The organism is Pelagibius sp. Alg239-R121 (genome assembly GCF_947331435.1).
Lineage (GTDB): Bacteria > Pseudomonadota > Alphaproteobacteria > Kiloniellales > Kiloniellaceae > Denitrobaculum.
Window position 1 is genome coordinate 72,851 of record NZ_CAMZOF010000009.1, and the last position, 16,450, is coordinate 89,300.

At 58.6% G+C, this 16,450-nt stretch carries 19 protein-coding genes and 1 tRNA gene; 17 read left to right on the forward strand and 3 right to left on the reverse strand.

Going from position 1 to position 16,450, the window contains the following annotated elements:
- The 14 genes from QMZ18_RS26840 to QMZ18_RS26905 all read left to right on the forward strand — a co-directional run bounded on the left by QMZ18_RS26840 (nucleotide 1) and on the right by QMZ18_RS26905 (nucleotide 9,428).
- On the forward strand, nucleotides 1-423 hold the full coding sequence (locus tag QMZ18_RS26840) for a hypothetical protein (RefSeq protein WP_282609467.1): 423 nt from the start codon (nucleotides 1-3) through the stop codon (nucleotides 421-423).
- A gap of 66 nt (nucleotides 424-489) precedes the next feature.
- Nucleotides 490-1,047 carry a hypothetical protein gene (locus QMZ18_RS26845; protein ID WP_282609468.1) on the forward strand — a complete coding sequence of 186 codons (558 nt, stop codon included), beginning with the start codon at nucleotides 490-492 and terminating at the stop codon, nucleotides 1,045-1,047.
- Nucleotides 1,047-3,155 carry a hypothetical protein gene (locus tag QMZ18_RS26850; protein ID WP_282609469.1) on the forward strand — a complete coding sequence of 703 codons (2,109 nt, stop codon included), beginning with the start codon at nucleotides 1,047-1,049 and terminating at the stop codon, nucleotides 3,153-3,155. Before QMZ18_RS26845 ends, QMZ18_RS26850 begins: the two co-directional genes overlap by 1 nt.
- Nucleotides 3,152-3,574, forward strand: coding sequence for a hypothetical protein (locus QMZ18_RS26855; RefSeq protein WP_282609470.1), 423 nt, complete (start codon nucleotides 3,152-3,154; stop codon nucleotides 3,572-3,574). The genes QMZ18_RS26850 and QMZ18_RS26855 overlap by 4 nt, the downstream gene beginning before the upstream one ends.
- Entirely contained in the window at nucleotides 3,575-4,012 is a 438-nt protein-coding gene (locus QMZ18_RS26860) for a hypothetical protein (RefSeq protein ID WP_282609471.1), read from the forward strand.
- Between the two features lie 132 nt (nucleotides 4,013-4,144).
- Nucleotides 4,145-4,471: a hypothetical protein gene (locus QMZ18_RS26865; RefSeq protein ID WP_282609472.1), complete on the forward strand. Its 327-nt coding sequence runs from the start codon at nucleotides 4,145-4,147 to the stop codon at nucleotides 4,469-4,471.
- Nucleotides 4,396-5,337, forward strand: coding sequence for a phage tail protein (locus QMZ18_RS26870; RefSeq protein WP_282609473.1), 942 nt, complete (start codon nucleotides 4,396-4,398; stop codon nucleotides 5,335-5,337). Before QMZ18_RS26865 ends, QMZ18_RS26870 begins: the two co-directional genes overlap by 76 nt.
- An 11-nt stretch (nucleotides 5,338-5,348) precedes the next feature.
- Complete coding sequence (locus QMZ18_RS26875; protein ID WP_282609474.1) at nucleotides 5,349-5,993, forward strand: DUF4376 domain-containing protein; 645 nt, start codon at nucleotides 5,349-5,351, stop codon at nucleotides 5,991-5,993.
- A 49-nt stretch (nucleotides 5,994-6,042) separates the two neighbouring features.
- Entirely contained in the window at nucleotides 6,043-6,414 is a 372-nt protein-coding gene (locus QMZ18_RS26880; protein ID WP_282609475.1) for a hypothetical protein, read from the forward strand.
- Nucleotides 6,411-6,665 (forward strand): hypothetical protein, encoded by a 255-nt coding sequence (locus tag QMZ18_RS26885; RefSeq protein WP_282609476.1) that lies wholly within the window; start codon nucleotides 6,411-6,413, stop codon nucleotides 6,663-6,665. The genes QMZ18_RS26880 and QMZ18_RS26885 overlap by 4 nt, the downstream gene beginning before the upstream one ends.
- Nucleotides 6,666-6,779: 114 nt before the next feature.
- Entirely contained in the window at nucleotides 6,780-6,935 is a 156-nt protein-coding gene (locus QMZ18_RS26890; RefSeq protein WP_282609477.1) for a hypothetical protein, read from the forward strand.
- A 6-nt stretch (nucleotides 6,936-6,941) separates the two neighbouring features.
- Nucleotides 6,942-7,250, forward strand: a complete 309-nt coding sequence (locus QMZ18_RS26895) for a hypothetical protein (RefSeq protein ID WP_282609478.1) — start codon at nucleotides 6,942-6,944, stop codon at nucleotides 7,248-7,250.
- Nucleotides 7,240-7,428 carry a hypothetical protein gene (locus tag QMZ18_RS26900; protein ID WP_282609479.1) on the forward strand — a complete coding sequence of 63 codons (189 nt, stop codon included), beginning with the start codon at nucleotides 7,240-7,242 and terminating at the stop codon, nucleotides 7,426-7,428. The genes QMZ18_RS26895 and QMZ18_RS26900 overlap by 11 nt, the downstream gene beginning before the upstream one ends.
- 164 nt (nucleotides 7,429-7,592) lie before the next feature.
- Entirely contained in the window at nucleotides 7,593-9,428 is a 1,836-nt protein-coding gene (locus QMZ18_RS26905; protein WP_282609480.1) for a right-handed parallel beta-helix repeat-containing protein, read from the forward strand.
- Between the two features lie 12 nt (nucleotides 9,429-9,440).
- Here the strand turns inward: QMZ18_RS26905 and QMZ18_RS26910 are convergent.
- Nucleotides 9,441-9,515, reverse strand: a tRNA-Val gene (locus QMZ18_RS26910).
- Between the two features lie 146 nt (nucleotides 9,516-9,661).
- Entirely contained in the window at nucleotides 9,662-10,348 is a 687-nt protein-coding gene (locus tag QMZ18_RS26915) for an HAD-IA family hydrolase (protein WP_282609481.1), read from the reverse strand.
- A 275-nt stretch (nucleotides 10,349-10,623) separates the two neighbouring features.
- Here QMZ18_RS26915 and glmU point away from each other — a divergent pair, with 275 nt between their 5' ends.
- Together glmU and glmS are read left to right on the forward strand one after the other, a co-directional pair.
- Complete coding sequence (gene glmU, locus QMZ18_RS26920) at nucleotides 10,624-11,973, forward strand: bifunctional UDP-N-acetylglucosamine diphosphorylase/glucosamine-1-phosphate N-acetyltransferase GlmU (RefSeq protein ID WP_282609482.1); 1,350 nt, start codon at nucleotides 10,624-10,626, stop codon at nucleotides 11,971-11,973.
- Nucleotides 11,974-12,006: 33 nt separating this feature from the next.
- The gene (gene glmS, locus QMZ18_RS26925) at nucleotides 12,007-13,830 is read left to right on the forward strand and encodes a glutamine--fructose-6-phosphate transaminase (isomerizing) (protein WP_282609483.1); all 1,824 of its coding nucleotides are present in this window, start codon (nucleotides 12,007-12,009) and stop codon (nucleotides 13,828-13,830) included.
- Between the two features lie 35 nt (nucleotides 13,831-13,865).
- On the opposite strand, the gene QMZ18_RS26930 is transcribed toward glmS, so the two are convergent.
- Entirely contained in the window at nucleotides 13,866-14,723 is an 858-nt protein-coding gene (locus QMZ18_RS26930) for a DUF1989 domain-containing protein (RefSeq protein ID WP_282609484.1), read from the reverse strand.
- 200 nt (nucleotides 14,724-14,923) lie between these two features.
- Here QMZ18_RS26930 and gabD point away from each other — a divergent pair, with 200 nt between their 5' ends.
- Nucleotides 14,924-16,381 carry an NADP-dependent succinate-semialdehyde dehydrogenase gene (gabD, locus tag QMZ18_RS26935; RefSeq protein WP_282609485.1) on the forward strand — a complete coding sequence of 486 codons (1,458 nt, stop codon included), beginning with the start codon at nucleotides 14,924-14,926 and terminating at the stop codon, nucleotides 16,379-16,381.
- Nucleotides 16,382-16,450 lie beyond the last annotated feature (69 nt).

The following is a 16,450-nucleotide window of genomic DNA, read 5'->3' on the forward strand; positions in this document are numbered from 1 at the left end:
ATGGCTGATTTCAATGCGACAAACGAAGCCAGAACACGGAGCGTTCCGCCGCAGCTGATCGATAGCGGGGACTATGGCGGGCGTCAGCGGGTCTTGTACGACGAGTATGTGACCACGGGGAGCGAAAGTTCCGGTGATCGGATCAGGGTCGGTACCTTGCGCAACGGGCAACGTTTTCTCGGCGGACGCCTGGTTTTCGGTGCCATGGGAACAGGACGCACGCTGAAGTTAGGCGATTCCGAGGATGACGACCGCTATCTCGCTGCCACGTCCGTTTCGGCGGCTGGAAGCGCGACCGTCGCCGCCGCCGCGGGCTTTGGTCACAAGCCGCCAGAGGACAGGGAACTGTTTCTGACTGTTGGCGGCGGCACGCTTGCGGGGGGTCAAGCGATCAAGATCCGTGTTTCGATTGTATCCGACTGATATCTCCAGTTTCCCTGAACCGAAACTTGGGGCGGCTCCGGCCGCCCCATCTATTTTGAGGTGCTCATGACATCCCGTGTGGAGATTTGTAACCGTGCTCTGGATAAGCTGGGCTCGGCACCCATCGTATCTTTGCAGGACAATGTGAAGTCGGCACGTGCCTGTGCCCGAATGTTCGATGGCGTTCGAGATGCAGAGCTGAGAGAGCATTACTGGAATTTTGCGGTGGTTAGAAAGTCTCTTCCTGCGCTCGAGGAGGTGCCGGTCTATGGCTTTGCCCGGCAGTATCAGCTGCCCGGCGATTGTTTAAAGGTGATCGAGGTTTACCCACCGGGCGACTGGAAGGTCGAAGGAAGACGGGTTCTGACCGATCTGCCTGCTCCGCTTCGGATCTCCTTTGTGCAACGCGCAGCCGATGCCAGCGAATTCGACGCTCTTTTTGTCGAAGCGCTCGCGGCTCGCCTGGCGGTAGAGCTCTGTGAGACCTTGACTCAATCCAACACAAAAAAGCGTATGGCGTTGGACGACTACGCGCAGGCCATTCGGCGCGCGCGGCGGATCGACGCGATCGAGGGAACGCCGGACGCATTGGAAGAGACCTCTTGGATTAAGGCGCGCTTCTGATGCCGAAAGCCTCACCCTCTCAAACCAACTTCACGGCGGGCGAGCTGAGCCCGCGCCTGGAAGGCCGGGTCGATCTTTCGAAGTACTTCAACGGTGCACGCACGCTCTTGAACATGGTGCCTCAGCAGCAGGGTGGCGCGCAGCGGCGCAGCGGCTTCAGGCACGTTTCGCAGGTGAAGGATAGTGCAAAGCCGGCTGCGCTGATGCCCTTCGAGTTTAACGTCGAACAGGCCTATGTTCTGGAGTTCGGAGATCACTACTGCCGCTTCTACCGCAACCATGGCCGGATCCTGGACAACGAAGACGCGGTCTACGAGATAACCACTCCCTACGCACAGAACGATTTGTTCGATAGCGATGGACGCTGCCTGATCAAAACGGCGCAGTCCGCCGATGTCCTTTACCTCTGCCATCCATCCTATCCGCCCTACACCTTACGCAGGTCAGGTCATACCAGCTGGTCGATTGAAAAAATCGCCTTCAAAGACGGGCCGTATCTAGCGACCAACACTGCAGGTACAACGCTGAGCTCTTCCTCCGGAGCCGTTGGAGCCGGGCGTGGATTGACGGCGAGCGCCGAGCTTTTTTCCGAGACCGATGTAGGCAGGATCGTCCGCAAGAAAAACGGCGGGGGCTGGGGCTGGGGGATCATCACCGGCTTCACCAGCAAAACCCAAGTTACCTGGCAAATCATGAGCGCGGTGTCTACGGCTGCCAGCAAGGAGTGGCGCTTGGGTGTCTGGTCCGATACGACCGGGTTTCCGACTTGCGTGACCTTCTTTCAGGACCGGCTGTATTTTGCAGGGGCAAAGCTCCATCCTCAGCGTCTGGATGGTTCGGTGACCGGAGACTATGCCCATTTCGCACCCAGCAAGCTCGGTGACGGGACCGTCGAAGATACCAATGCGGTCGCTTTCACTCTGAACGCCAACAATGTGAACGTTATCCGCTGGATGATCGACGACGATAAGGGGTTGGTCGTCGGGTCAGTCGGCGGGGAATGGCTCGTGAGTCCGTCCAGTTTGGGGGAGGCACTGACGCCTTCAAATATCCAGGCACGGCGTTCCACGACGCGCGGATCCGCCAACGTGCAACCCGTCCAGGCAGCGGACGCGATTCTCTTCGTGCAGCGGGCCGGACGAAAACTCAGGGAGCTGGCGTACGTGTTCGAAGCCGATGGCTTCCGATCGCCCGATATGACCCTGCTGGCGGAGCATATCTCCGAGGGTGGTCTTGTCGGGCTTGCCTATCAGCAGGAACCGGACAGTGTCGTCTGGGCGGTCAGAAAAGACGGCGCTTTGCTCGGCATGACCTATGAGCGCGAACAGGAGGTCGTTGCCTGGCATCGGCATGTCGTAGGCGGCTTCAGTGATCAGGATGGAACGTTCCCAGCGAAGGTCGAATCCATCGCCGTGATTCCGGCACCCGATGGCAGCCGGGATGAACTCTGGGTGGTGGTGCAGAGATGGATCAATGGCCAGGTCAAACGCAGCGTCGAGTTTATGGAAGCGCCGTTCGCGGCCAAAGCCCAAGGGCCATCTCAATCGTCTGACGACTACAGGAAAATTCTTCTGACGCAGCAGCGAAGCGCATTTTTCGTCGACAGTGGTTTGACCTACAGCGGCTCTCCTGCATCGACCATCAGTGGCCTGAGCCATCTCGAAGGCGAGCGGGTGCAGGTCCTGGCCGATGGTGCCACCCATCCGGAGCGTCAGGTCAACAACGGCACAATCGAATTGTCAGTGCCCGCATCGGTCGTCCAGGTCGGACTGGGATATCGCTCTGTCCTGGAAACCGTGCGCCTTGAGGCAGGCGCAGCTGACGGTACTGCGCAAGGGAAAACCAAAAGAATTCACCGCGCTGTGATCCGGCTGCACCAATCTCTCGGCGCTTTGTATGGCCCGAGTCCCGACCAGCTCGACCGGATCGAGTTCCGCAGTGGTTTCGATTTGATGGATGAACCGCCACCGCTGTTTGACGGCGATAAACTTGTGGACTGGCCTGGCGATTACGAAACCGAGGGGCGTATGACGGTTGCCCAGGATCAGCCTCTGCCTTTGACGGTTCTGGCGGTGTTTCCGCAAGTTCATACGCAGGATTCCCGTTGAAGATCCTACGCTTTCAGGCCGGACATCTGGACGGGCTGATCCTTCAATCCGCACAGCAGGATATGGCGGACTACATGTCGCGGGATTACGGCGTCAGACTGGCGCAGGCGGGCGATGCATTCACCGCAATAAAAGACGGCCGCGTCCTTGGCTGTGCCGGGGTGGAGCGGGTCTGGTGCAATCGCGGGGTCGCCTGGTCGCTACTCGGCCGGATATCGGCATATGAGTTTCTGGCGGTCCACCGGTGCGTTGCTGCGTTCTTGAAGGGTCTGCCGCTGAGGCGGGTCGAGATGACCGTCGATTCACTGCATGCACCGGGGCACAGGTGGGCAAGCCTGCTCGGATTTCAACACGAAGGTACTTTGCGCGCCTACACGCCCGATGGGCGCGACTGCGATCTATATGCGAGGATAAGTTAAATGGCACCAGCTCTTCTAATCTCGGCGGCAGTTGGCGCACTAGGCGCCATACAGGGAGCACGCGCGAGCGCTGCCGCATCGGAATTCAATGCGAAAATCGCAGATAACAACGCGATCATCGCCGAACAGAATGCCGCTGCCGACGAGAAGCGGCAACGCCGCTCAGCAAGCCGGCAAACCGCCGGCAGCCGTGCGGCGATCGCAGCTGCCGGCGTCACGCTCGAGGGGTCTCCGCTTGAGGTTTTGGAAGACCAGGCATTGGAAGCGGAACTCGATGCACTGAATTTAAGGTATGGCGGTAGGCTGCAGGCAACAAACTTTCGTTCCCAGGCGCAGTTGGACCGATCCGCCGCGCGAAATGCCAAAACGCAAGGTTTCATATCGGCCGGGACATCGCTTCTGAAGGGAGCGTCGAACTTTGCAGGAGCTATCAATTAGGTAGTCCCCAGCGTCAAGGCAGCCCCCAAGCGTCGTTCATTCGGTTCTGCAGGTATTCGCAGGTCAGGCCGAACGCGCGCTGCCGCCCGATCGATGCAATGCATTTCAATTGGCCCTCTCACTGGAGGCGATATGACAGTTACGCAACAGGCAAGCAAGGTGACCTATGCCGGCAACGGTCAACAGGTCGAGTTTTTTGTTCCCTTTGTTTTTTACCAACCGGAAGATCTCGATGTCTTGAAGATCGAGAGCGACGGCTCCGAGCTCCTGCAGGTGCTCAATGTGGATTATGCGGTTTATGGCGGCGGGCGGAATGGCGCCGTGACCATGACCGCGGCGCCTTCGAACCAAGAGCGTTTGGTGATATTGTGCGGGATCTGCCTATGGAGCAGCCGATCGATTACCGCTCAAACGATCCTTTTCCCGCCGAGACTCACGAACGTGGGCTGGACCGTCTGACACTGCTTTGTCAGCAGCTCGACGAGAGGCTTTCACGAACCTTCGCACTGTCACGGGGAAGCGCTTCCGACCCCATCCTGCCGGCTGTCTCCGCAGGATCCTTTATCGGATGGAATGCAGCGGGCAATGGACTGGAAAACAAGACCGTCACACTTCCCGAGGCGGCGATTATTGCCGGGAGCGGTGTCACCATCTCCAACAATGAACTCTCCGTCGATCTGGCGCCTAACTCCGGTTTGGAACTGAATGGCGGAGAGTTGATGATCAAGGTCGACGGCACGACGATCCGGCGTGCTGCCGACGGGGCGCTGGAACTTGTCGAGGTGCTGTCTCCCTGGGCGACTGGCGATGTGAAAATGACCACCCGAAACCTGCCGGATGATGGCTGGCTATTGATGAACGGGCAGGCGATTGGCAGCGCAGAGTCCAGTGCCATCCATGCCGGGGATCAGTTTCAGGAGCTTTTCATTCACTTATGGTCGGTCATGGAGAATCAGTGGGCGCCGGTGTCGGGTGACCGGGGTGCAACGGCGTTGCAGGACTGGATCGATGACAAGACGCTGACGTTGTCCGAGGCGGCTGGCCGTGCGCTGATCGGGCAGGGAAGCGGTTCGGGATTGACGGCGCGGGCATTGGGGCAAACCGGTGGAGAGGAAGCGCACACGCTGACGCTGTCGGAGATACCGAGCCATCGGCACAGCATGACGGGTAGAAGGGGAGGCTCCGCTAGCGACGGTGGCAGTCCGGCCTTTGGAGCCTACTCGACAGCGCAGCAAAAAAACAACAACACCAACTACGTCGGTGGCGACCAGGCCCATAACAATATGCCGCCGTTTCTCGCTCTCAACCTCATGATCAAAATTTAACGGAGGCGTCGATGCTGCTCACTATTCATGACGGCCGGGTCGATGTCGAAGGTCTGAAACTGACGGTTCCGGAATTGGCTTTACTGCGCCCGGAAGTGACTTTGCCGGTGGACTTCGTGACCATCCGATACGATGGCCAGATGCACTTGCGAAGCGATGGGAGTAACCAATCCAGCGGCGACGTTCCCTGGGACCTCGGAGATGGATTGCTGGCGGATTTGCCGGCTTTGACGAGCGAACTTGAAGCGTTGCGCGCGCCTGCTGTTACTCTGGAGAGCGCGAAGGCCGACAAGCGTGTGGCCATCAACCTTCTGCGCGATGAGAAAATTTTCGATGGCCTCAGTTATCTTTTCCCGGATGGTCTCACAGGCATGGTCGACACACGCGAACAGCCGGATTTCGATAATCTGCAGGCGCTTACCACATTGGCGCAGGTGCTTGACGCGGCCGGGGAAACGGGCGCCGTGATCACTTTCGTCGATGCGGAAGATCAGGCCCATAGCCTGACGCCGAACCAGATGATCGCGTTGGGCGTTGCCGTCACGCAACGGGTTGCGACCATCTATGCCGCGTCCTGGCCGAAGAAGGCGAGTGTTATGGCAGCCGCAACGATTGCCGAAGTGAACGCTGTCGATATCTCAACTGGATGGCCTTAGCGCCAAAGCCAGCAGTTTAGAGGAACCTTGATGACCTAGGAGGAATCTTATGAAAGCGTTCAAGCTTGCCGCCGCTATGGCGGCTTTTTTTATGTCCGCAGTTTTGTCGTTCGATGCTCTTGCCGCTCGCGCCACGTCTCAGGTCTGTCGTCCTGCAGAGCATTTTGTTGCCGGTCTGTCGGCCGCAGAGAAAGTTTCTGCCCATCTTCAGGGCGATCAGGCCGCGCGCTTCATGGAGGTTTATAACGCTGTACCGCCGAAGACCCGGCTTCATGCTGACGAGGTGCTCGTTCTGTCGAAGGATGGGGTTGCAAACGTAGCAGTGCTGCGTTTCCTCGATGGCTGTTTTCAAGATTATGGCGTGCATCCGCGGAATCTTGCGGCATGGCTGCTCCGGAATTCGGTCGGTCAATCTCTATGAACCACGACGATGCGCGGGCGATCGCAGCAGCGGCGGCACGCGAGGCCGTCGAGAGGACCTTCGTAAAGATGGGGCTCGATACGAGAGACCCACGCGAGGCCCAGGCCGACATGGCCTATTTACGATCACAGCGTAGAGCCTCGGAGCGCGTCGGCATGGCTCTCAGAATTGCCATTTATACCACGGCAATCACGGGGCTCTTGAGCATGCTTTGGATCGGATTCAAACAGGCCTTTGCGCAGGGGTCCTAAAATCTGGTCGGTGGAGGGGCTCCTCGTCCTTGGTTGTTTCAAGCAAGCTCGATCGCACTCGTTTCCTCCGCTTCGGCGTTTTCGACACACCTGAAATTTTGAAGAAAGGAAAAGATGTTTACCAAGTACGACAAAGCTGCCGCGGCGGCCATTGCAAGTGCTGTTACAGGTGTGATCAGCGCGGTTACGCTTCTGGATCCGGAAGTGGTCGCCGCCCTTGGAGTGATCCTGAACAGTTTCGCTGTATTTCTCGTGCCCAATGTGGAGTAAACCCAAATGCATAAAGCAATGATGGCTGCCGTTTCGGCAGCTTTTTTATTGGCCGGTTGCGCATCCAGCATTTCCCTGCAGGAGAACCTGCAGATCGCCTGCCGTGCCTATTCCGCCAGTCTGACCTCGCTCGCCGGTTTTCGGGCCGCCGGGCGGCTGACCGATCAACAGATCGCAGCTGTCGATCAATGGCGGCCGACCCTCAACGAAGCTTGCAGCGGCGGCATCACCGAAACGGACGACCTGCTCAATCTCGTCGAATCCGGTGTTGTCAGCATGATTTTTATTGAAGAGGAGGTTCGTGATGAATCCTGAACTGATACTTGCGCTGATTCAACTCGGGCGCTTTGCCATTGATTCGATTGAAGCCCTGCAGAGCGGTGAAAAGACTGAAGAGGAGATCACCGCCGAGTGGCAGGCGATCAGGGTCAGGCTCGATTCAGCAAACTCGCTTTGGGAAGAGGCCGGTCTTACACCGGAAGAGGCGATCTGAAGCGTCTGTTTTTGAACAAATTCGGATTTTCTGCTTTGGCGGCCCCCTTCATTGGAGGCCGCCTTTTTTTTGTATCTACGAATTGTCATTCATATCCGTTAGCTTGAGGGCGGCTGCGTCGGTGATGAAAGGTGTGATCGTTGGATGCAAGTAGAGTTCTCTCCATGTTTTCCTTGATCAGGCTGGTGCCGCCGATCCGTTCCGTTCGCTGGACGTGCCTACAATTATTGGTTTTCCTGACGATTGGTGCCGCGGTTTTATGGGCGCGAAACGTGCAGGGACAGTCCGAAAGTGCGGGATCCGGGGCTGTAAATTCGACGCCGGGTGAGGTTCTGTTAGAACCTTCGACCTTCCGCTCAATCGCGGTACGCTGGCCGATCCTCGGGGATGCCAACAAGAACGCACAGGTCACAGTGCGTTTTCGCAGAGCCGACGAAAAGAGCTGGCATGAAGGTTATCCTCTGTTTCGTCCTTTGCCGGAGCGCATGTCTGTCGACAACCGGGTCTCCGGCGGCTGGTTGTTTGCCGGCAGCGTGGTGGAACTGAAGCCGGGCCAGGACTATGTCGTTGAATTGACGCTCTCCGATACGGACGGCGTAACTACCGGCGAGCCTTCCTCAACTGAAGTGACGAAAGAGATCACCGTCGCGACACGGCCGGAGCCTGGTGAAGCAAAGGAACTCCGGCAGCTTTTTGTCGTTCCGCGAAATAGCGAAGTTAACAATGCCGGTGACGGCTCTTCCGATCAGCCCTTCAACGGTCTTAAGGCTGCGGAGAATTCCGCCGAGCCTGGCGATCTCTTCATCCTTCGGCCCGGGCTTTACCGGGTTCCAGGCTTCAAAATTACGAGATCTGGCGAGACGGAACGGCCGATCGTTTACCGGGGCCAGGAAGGGGCGGTACTGGATGGCGGCGGCGGCGAGGTTCTGGTGAATGTCAACAGAACTTCGCATCGTTGGTTCGAAGGTTTGGTGTTTCAGAATGCCGATCGTCTGCTGAGTGCCGACTACGCCCGCGATTTGCTGGTGCGGCGCAATCGTTTCAACTTTTCCCAGTACGGCGTGACGTCGCGCTGGGCCAGTTACACGGAATCTCAAAACAACGCTGTCCTGGACAATGTTTTTCAGGGGATCACGAAATGGCCGCGCTCAAAGGGGATCGAAGAAACCTATGCCGTCGAGCTTACGGGCTCCGGCCACGTCATCGCGCACAATCTGTTTCGGAATGTCGGGGATGCTGTCCACAACGGAGAGCGTGGACGCATGTCGGCTTCCGACGTCTACGGCAATGAAATCGTCACCTGCACCGATGACGGCATCGAGACCGATTACTCGGACACAAACGTCCGTGTGTTCCGCAACCGGATCACCAACTGCTACGCGGGAATTAGTGGCCAGCCGGTGCATGGCGGACCGGTTTATGTCTTTCGGAACGTGATCTACAACACCCAGTACGCACCTTTTAAGCTACACAACGATACCTCCGGGTTACTGCTGTTCCACAACACTTCGGTGCGCGCCGGGATCCCCCTGAACATTCAGCCGGGCCGGGAGACGGTCTCCAACGTAGTGACGCGCAACAATATCTTTGTCGGCACCAGAAGCCCGGCCTTGCGCAGCACGGGTCACATGATCGAGACTGATTTCGACAGCGACGGTTTTGCCTGGGGCATCGGTGCCGGGGACTTTGCTGTCTGGAACAACAAGCGCTACCGCTCCCTGGAGGATGCCAAGCGTTCGAAGCGGCTCTACCGAAAGCGGGGGGCAGTCTCTCTCTACAGCCATCGCACCTTTAAGGATGGCTTCCTGCCGCCTAAGAGCTTTAAGAGCGAATATAAGGCGTCGGTTAACCTGCCTCAGCTCCGGCCGAAGTCCCAGGCGGCCGATAGGGGAGAAGTCCTGCCCAACTTCAACGATGGATTCGCCGGCAAAGCGCCGGATTTGGGTTGTTGTGAGGAGGGACAGAGCTTGCCGCGTTATGGCCCGCGTCCGGAAAACTGATGTTTTGGAAAATGGTGGGCGCGACAGGGATTGAACCTGTGACCCCTGCCGTGTGAAGGCAGTGCTCTCCCGCTGAGCTACGCGCCCGGACAGGTGCTGGTCCCTTCAGATTAGGGACGGACCGGTCTTGCTTGCGACGATGCCGCCGCTTGGCTTGATTTAGGGTAGGGGGCCGGGTGGTGTCAAGGGGCTCGGGTGACATCGGGGCCGGTGCGTATCCGAGGGATGGCGGTTCAGACCGCCAGGTCCCGTAAGGCGCTGGGCAACTGGTCGAAACCCGCAATCCGCCGGTCAGGACCTTCCTTCTCGGCGGCTTCTCCGCCATAACCGAACGTGGCCAGAAGGCAGGGGATGCCGGCCGCGCGGGCTGCGGCCACGTCGGCCCTGCCGTCGCCGAACATGATAGCGGTATCCTGCGCGATGCCGGCTTGTTGAAGAAGGGTCAGCAAATGACGTGGATCGGGCTTTCGGTAGGGGAAGGTGTCTCCGCCCGCAACTGCCTCGAACAGCGGTGCGAGTTGTAGTGCGCGGAGGATCTCGTGAGACGGGGCCTCCGGCTTATTGGTGCAGACGATAAGCGTCCAGCCGGCGTCCTTGAGTGCGGAGAGAACTTCAAGAGTTCCGGGGTAAGGCCGTGTCTCGGCGACCAGGCGTGTGTTGTAGATGTCTACGAACCGCGCCACCAGGGCCTCAAAGGCGGGAGGCTCCGGGCAGATGCCGGTTGCCGTGAAGCCGCGCTCAACCAGCTTGGCAACACCATCTCCGATCATCGATTTTACCTGCTGCAGCGAGAGACTTTTTCTACTTTCCTGGGCGAGCAGTTCGACAAGAGCGCCCGCCAGGTCCGGAGCGGAATCCACAAGAGTTCCGTCGAGATCGCATATCAAGGTGGAATGCCGTCCAGGCGCGTCGATGATCATGCTGATGCCTGATCCTTCTCTTGTGGTATAGGGATGTTACAGTCGATGAACCCAGTGATGCTCTGGGGGTGGTGGCGGATATCCGGCCGGTAAGTCCCTGAATTTATTGTAACGCACCGCAACAAATGGTGAATTGCGCTGAATCGTTAACCTATGGCAAATTCGCGCAAAGTTAATTCAATGTAAAACGCTTATCTGCATCCTGATCCTTAATCCTCAACGGCTGATGTGCCGAACCTGAATTCGTTTGTCTCTTTTTAAAGTTCCGAAACACAATGACAGCTAACAAACTTGCCGTAGTTGTCCTGGCCGCCGGTCAGGGAACGCGGATGAAATCAGAACTTCCCAAAGTCCTGCACCCCATTGCCGGCCGCGCCATGTTGCGGCACGTGCTGGATGCTGCCGAGAGCCTGAATCCCGAACGGATTGTGGTTGTCGTCGGCCCGGGCGCCGAGGTCGTGGAAGCGGCTGCCGCGCCGCATCAGGTCGTCGTGCAGGAGGAGCGTTTGGGCACCGGGCATGCGGTCATGTGCGCCGCCAAGGCTCTAGCCGATTACGCGTCGGACGGAGCGTCAGACATCCTGGTGATTTACGGCGACACACCTTTGTTGACCGGAACGACGCTGAAATGCATGCTCGATGAGCGCAATGCCGCGGCTTCAACCAAGCTGGTCGGGCTGGCCTTCCGGCCGGACGACCCCGCCCAATACGGCCGTTTCGTCGTGGATCGTGATGGGGGAGTCACAGGCATTGTAGAATATGCCGATGCAGACGAAGAGATTCGCAAGATCGATCTTTGCAACGCTGGTCCTCTGATAGGCGAAGGCCGGACACTGCTGAAACTGGTCGAGGGCCTCAAAAACGATAACGCGCAGGGCGAATATTATCTGACCGACCTCTTTGCAGCCGCTCGTGAACAAGCCATGGATGCGCGGATTGTCGAGGCGCCGGCAGATGACGTTCTGGGCGTCAATTCCCGGGCCGAGCTTGCCGTCGCCGAGCAGGTGATGCAGGACCGCCTGAGGGCAACGGCAATGGCCGGCGGTGCCACGCTTATCGCCCCTCAGACGGTCTGGTTTTCCCATGACACGGTCCTGGGCCGCGATGTCCTTATCGAACCGAATGTGATCTTTGGGCCGGGTGTAACCATAGAAGACAATGTCCAGATCAGGGCTTTCTCTCACGTTGAGGGCGCAAAGATTGCGAGCGGAGCGGTGATCGGACCCTATGCGCGACTGCGGCCCGGAACCGATATCGGGCAGGGCGTCAAAATCGGCAACTTCGTCGAATGCAAGAATGCCGTCTTCGGTGCCGGTGCGAAAGCCAATCATTTGACCTACGTCGGTGATTCGACCGTTGGCACCAAAGCGAACATCGGTGCGGGCACCATCACCTGCAATTACGACGGCTTCAACAAGTTCAAGACCTCGATCGGCGCGTCGGCCTTCATCGGTTCGAACTCGGCGCTGGTTGCCCCGGTTTCGATCGGGGAGGGGGCAATCGTGGCGGCCGGGAGCACGATCGTCGACGACGTATCCAAGGACGCCCTCGCGTTCGGGCGCGGGCGTCAGGTGGAGTTTCCAGGACGTGCCGCAAGTTTCCGCGATCAGCAGAAAAAAGATTAATCTCCGAGACAGGGTTATAGAAGGCTAGAAACTATGTGTGGAATCATCGGGATTATTGGAAATGCGCCAGTGGCTCCCCTGCTGCTGGATGGCCTGAAGCGTCTGGAGTACCGCGGATACGATTCCGCGGGGATCGCGACCCTGGTGAACGGCAGCATGGACCGGCGCCGCGCCGAAGGAAAACTGCACAACCTGGCGACCTTGCTGGAAAGCGAACCGGTCGAGGGAACGATCGGCATCGGTCATACCCGTTGGGCGACCCACGGACGTCCGACGGAATCCAACGCCCATCCGCACGCGAGCGATCTTGTCTCGGTGGTTCACAATGGAATTATTGAGAATTTCCAGGAGTTAAGGGCTGAGCTCGCAGATGCGAATCATGTTTTCGAGACCGAAACCGACACCGAAGTCGTGGTGCATCTGGTCTCCGAGCACCTCAAGCAGCAGATGAGTCCGCAGGACGCGGTCGCCAAGGCCCTTTCCCGTCTGGAAGGTGCCTTCGCGTTGGCCATTATCTTTACCGGCCGCCACGATCTGATGATCGGGGCGCGGCGCGGCAGCCCGCTGGCCGTCGGTTATGGTGACGGCGAGATGTATCTGGGCTCCGACGCTCTTGCACTGGCCCCCCTGACCGACCAGATCTCTTACCTGGAAGAAGGGGACTGGGTCGAACTCACCCGGGACGGTGCAATCGTTCACGACAGCAGCAACGCCGTTGTCGAGCGTGAAGTAAAGCAGACCGCCATGTCCGGGGCGATGATCGGCAAAGGCCAGTACCGCCACTTCATGCAGAAGGAGATCTTCGAGCAGCCGGCGGTCATCGGCGATACCCTGCACAGCTTCTTGAACCCGGCGACGCTCTCGGTTCAATTGCCGTCCCTGCCGTTTGATCTTTCGAAGGTTTCGCGCTTTACCTTCATCGCCTGCGGCACCGCTTTCTATGCGGGCATGGTCGCGAAATACTGGTTCGAGCAGCTGGCCAGACAGCCAGTCGAGATTGATATCGCCTCCGAATTCCGTTATCGCGAGGCCCCGATGCCCGAGGACGGGGTCAGCGTCTATATTTCTCAGTCCGGTGAAACGATCGACACGCTGGCTGCGTTGAGGTACGCGCAGTCACAAGATCAGAAAATTCTCTCGGTCGTCAACGTTCCTGAATCTGCGATCGCCCGGAGTTCCGACGCCGTCTTACCGACCCAGGCCGGGCCGGAGATCGGTGTCGCCTCCACGAAGGCTTTCACGACCCAGCTGACGGTGCTGGCCTGTCTTGCGATCGCGACCGCACGGGCGCGCGGTACCATCGATGCGGCCAAGGAACGCCAATTGTCCGCGGCTCTGACGGAGGTGCCTGCCCGAATCGCCGAAGTCCTGAACCATGACGAAGCGATCAGAGAGATCTCCCACGATGTGACGGAGGCACGGGACGTGCTCTATCTCGGGCGTGGAACGCTCTATCCGATCGCGATGGAAGGTGCGCTTAAACTTAAAGAAATCAGCTATATACATGCCGAAGGTTATGCAGCAGGCGAGATGAAACATGGTCCGATCGCGTTGATCGACGAAGCTGTGCCGATTATTGCCTGCGCGCCCAGTGGCCCGCTGTTCGAAAAGACGGCCTCCAACCTTCAAGAGGTGCATGCCCGCGGTGGCCGCATCGTGCTGCTTTCGGATAAGGAAGGCCTTGCCAAGGCAGGCGAGCTTGCCGTTCACACCATAGAGCTGCCGAAGATCGATCCTTTTGTGGCGCCGATCCTCTATTCAATTCCGATCCAGCTTCTGGCTTATCATACGGCTGTTCTGAAGGGCACGGATGTGGATCAGCCGCGGAACCTGGCCAAGTCGGTGACGGTAGAGTAGCCGATTTCGCAGTCCTCTCTAGCCGTGGGTCCTCTCTAGCCGTGGGTCCTCGCGTAGCTCGAAGGGGCAGGGGGAATCCAGTCCCGGACTTCCGGCGCATGGGATCTGAAGATCTCAACTTCAAGCGGGAAGCAGGCTGCCTCGTTCGAGGAATGCTCCGACGAGCAGTCCCCGCCCGGGCAGGCTGAAAGTCCGCCCAAGAGATCGGTTTCCGCAAAGAATTCCAGATAGTCACCTGGCCGCACCGGACTGGCCTTCATGAAGTACTGGTGCGTGTCCAGGGTAAATCCTGTGCACATAAAAACGTTCAGCACATCATGGACGTAGGCTTCGGCTTCGTTCATGGGCATCTTCTTGTGATCTGCCAATGCTCGAATCAGGTTGGAATGACAGCAATAGTGATAGTCGACGCCTGACAGCAGCTTGGCCGTATAGGGATCGCAGCGTGTGCCGATCACGTCATGCACCGACCCGCCGAATTCATCCCAGCCATACCAGTCGAGCGTGTCGTGGGTGACCGTTGCGAGCGGCCGCAGATAGGGAAAGCTCGACCACATCCGATCGCCCGTAGAGAGGTGAGTTCCATGAAGAGCTCTGGTTTTCCCGCTGTAGAATTTTTCATTGAGATCATTGAGAGCCCAGAGATTGAGATCCCCGACCTGGGCGCCGTCGCGGCTGACGATGCGGAAAAAATGGCCTGCCGGTACCTCGAAGCAGCGAGCGTCACGTGGCGGCACGGTCACTGCGCCAACTTTTTCCAAGTCCTGGCGGGCGGTCAGAAGGCGATCCATCTCTGCTGGCACAAGGCTCTCTGTCGGATAGCAGACAACCGGTTTGACGGCGCGGCGCGCGCGTGAATCCTGCGGCTCGTTTTCGGGATTATAGTGTTTCATGCTTGATAAACTCGAACGCTGGTCTGATTGAAAAGTCGGCTCTGAATCTCTGTCAGGTTCCTCTCCCGCAGGCAAGGACGACATTGCGCTTTTCGCAATGGACACTGCTTGTTTATACTCCGGCGGCCATTTGCCGGGTGACCTCATTGGCACCCTATGAATATCAAAGCGTTAGCGCTGCTTCCGAGGAGAATACTTAAATGACCGTCCAGCTGAAAGATCCGTCGCTACTTCGTCAGCAGTGCTACATCGATGGCAAATGGTTGGACGCCGACAGCGGCGATACCGTGGAAGTCACCAATCCGGCCAACGGCGACGTCATTGCGACCATACCCAGAATGGGCGCCGACGAGACGCGCGCGGCCATTGACGCGGCAAACCGGGCCTGGCCGGCTTGGCGCGCACTGACCGCTAAAGAGCGCGCCACTATCCTGCGGAAGTGGTTCAATCTTGTCATCGAGAACGCGGATGACCTCGCGCTGCTAATGACATCGGAGCAGGGCAAACCGCTTGCCGAAGCCAAGGGCGAAGTGGTGTACGGCGCGTCCTTCATCGAATGGTTCGCGGAAGAAGCCCGCCGGGTGTATGGCGACACCATTCCGCAGCACCAAACCGACAAGCGCATCGTCGTGATCAAACAGCCGATCGGCGTTGTCGCCTCGATCACGCCTTGGAATTTCCCCATCGCCATGATCACACGCAAGTGCGCACCGGCATTGGCTGCGGGCTGCCCGGTGGTGATCAAGCCGGCTGAATTGACGCCGCTTTCGGCCTTTGCACTCGCTGAGCTGGCGGAGCGCGCCGGTGTTCCCGCCGGGATCATCAACGTGGTGACCGGCAAATCGAGCGACATTGGCGGCGAGATGACCTCCAACCCGATCGTGCGCAAGCTCTCCTTCACCGGTTCAACGCGGGTTGGCAAGTTGTTGATGGAACAGTGCGCGGGCACGGTCAAAAAGGTCTCCATGGAGCTGGGCGGCAACGCACCCTTTATCGTGTTCGACGATGCCGATCTTGATGCGGCGGTTGAAGGCGCCATGATCAGCAAGTTTCGGAATGCCGGTCAGACCTGCGTCTGTGCCAACCGCATTTTCGTCCAGGACAGCGTTTATGATGCTTTCGCGGAAAAGCTGACGGCCGCGGTCAAAGAGCTCTCCGTAGGCGCGGGCGTCGAAGCGGGCGTGACCCAGGGACCTCTGATCAACATCGCGGCGGTCGCAAAAGTCGAAGAGCATGTAACGGATGCGATGGCCAAAGGCGCGAAAGTCGCTGTCGGCGGCGGCCGCCACGCGCTGGGAGGCTCCTTCTTCGAGCCGACGGTCCTGACCGACGTGACCACCGATATGAAGGTAACACACGAAGAAACCTTCGGGCCGCTGGCGCCGTTGTTCCGCTTCAAGACCGAAGACGAAGTTGTTGAAATGGCAAACGATACCGAATTTGGCCTGGCGGCCTACTTCTACGCCAAGGATCTCGGCCGGGTCTGGCGCGTTGCGGAGGCGCTCGAGAGCGGGATGGTCGGCGTCAACACCGGCTTGATCTCGACCGAAGTGGCACCGTTCGGCGGTGTCAAGGAGAGCGGCATCGGACGCGAAGGCTCCAAGTACGGCATGGATGACTTCCTGGAAGTCAAATACATCTGCATGGCAACCAGCTAGACAGCCGGGCCAGATCTGAGAGGGGGGATGTTCAGGGCTGCGTGACCAGCTCTGGAAATCCCGACACAT

Bases quoted from the DNA above. Each gene is read 5' to 3' on its own strand.
- QMZ18_RS26915 (WP_282609481.1), bottom strand. From the start codon at position 10,348: ATGATCATCGACGCGCCTGGACGGCATTCCACCTTGATATGCGATCTC.
- QMZ18_RS26885 (WP_282609476.1), top strand. From the start codon at position 6,411: ATGAACCACGACGATGCGCGGGCGATCGCAGCAGCGGCGGCACGCGAG.
- gabD (WP_282609485.1), top strand. From the start codon at position 14,924: ATGACCGTCCAGCTGAAAGATCCGTCGCTACTTCGTCAGCAGTGCTAC.
- QMZ18_RS26905 (WP_282609480.1), top strand. From the start codon at position 7,593: ATGTTTTCCTTGATCAGGCTGGTGCCGCCGATCCGTTCCGTTCGCTGG.
- QMZ18_RS26870 (WP_282609473.1), top strand. From the start codon at position 4,396: ATGGAGCAGCCGATCGATTACCGCTCAAACGATCCTTTTCCCGCCGAG.
- QMZ18_RS26865 (WP_282609472.1), top strand. From the start codon at position 4,145: ATGACAGTTACGCAACAGGCAAGCAAGGTGACCTATGCCGGCAACGGT.
- QMZ18_RS26845 (WP_282609468.1), top strand. From the start codon at position 490: ATGACATCCCGTGTGGAGATTTGTAACCGTGCTCTGGATAAGCTGGGC.
- QMZ18_RS26880 (WP_282609475.1), top strand. From the start codon at position 6,043: ATGAAAGCGTTCAAGCTTGCCGCCGCTATGGCGGCTTTTTTTATGTCC.
- QMZ18_RS26930 (WP_282609484.1), bottom strand. From the start codon at position 14,723: ATGAAACACTATAATCCCGAAAACGAGCCGCAGGATTCACGCGCGCGC.
- QMZ18_RS26900 (WP_282609479.1), top strand. From the start codon at position 7,240: ATGAATCCTGAACTGATACTTGCGCTGATTCAACTCGGGCGCTTTGCC.
- glmU (WP_282609482.1), top strand. From the start codon at position 10,624: ATGACAGCTAACAAACTTGCCGTAGTTGTCCTGGCCGCCGGTCAGGGA.
- QMZ18_RS26850 (WP_282609469.1), top strand. From the start codon at position 1,047: ATGCCGAAAGCCTCACCCTCTCAAACCAACTTCACGGCGGGCGAGCTG.
- QMZ18_RS26895 (WP_282609478.1), top strand. From the start codon at position 6,942: ATGCATAAAGCAATGATGGCTGCCGTTTCGGCAGCTTTTTTATTGGCC.
- QMZ18_RS26860 (WP_282609471.1), top strand. From the start codon at position 3,575: ATGGCACCAGCTCTTCTAATCTCGGCGGCAGTTGGCGCACTAGGCGCC.
- QMZ18_RS26875 (WP_282609474.1), top strand. From the start codon at position 5,349: ATGCTGCTCACTATTCATGACGGCCGGGTCGATGTCGAAGGTCTGAAA.
- QMZ18_RS26890 (WP_282609477.1), top strand. From the start codon at position 6,780: ATGTTTACCAAGTACGACAAAGCTGCCGCGGCGGCCATTGCAAGTGCT.
- QMZ18_RS26840 (WP_282609467.1), top strand. From the start codon at position 1: ATGGCTGATTTCAATGCGACAAACGAAGCCAGAACACGGAGCGTTCCG.
- glmS (WP_282609483.1), top strand. From the start codon at position 12,007: ATGTGTGGAATCATCGGGATTATTGGAAATGCGCCAGTGGCTCCCCTG.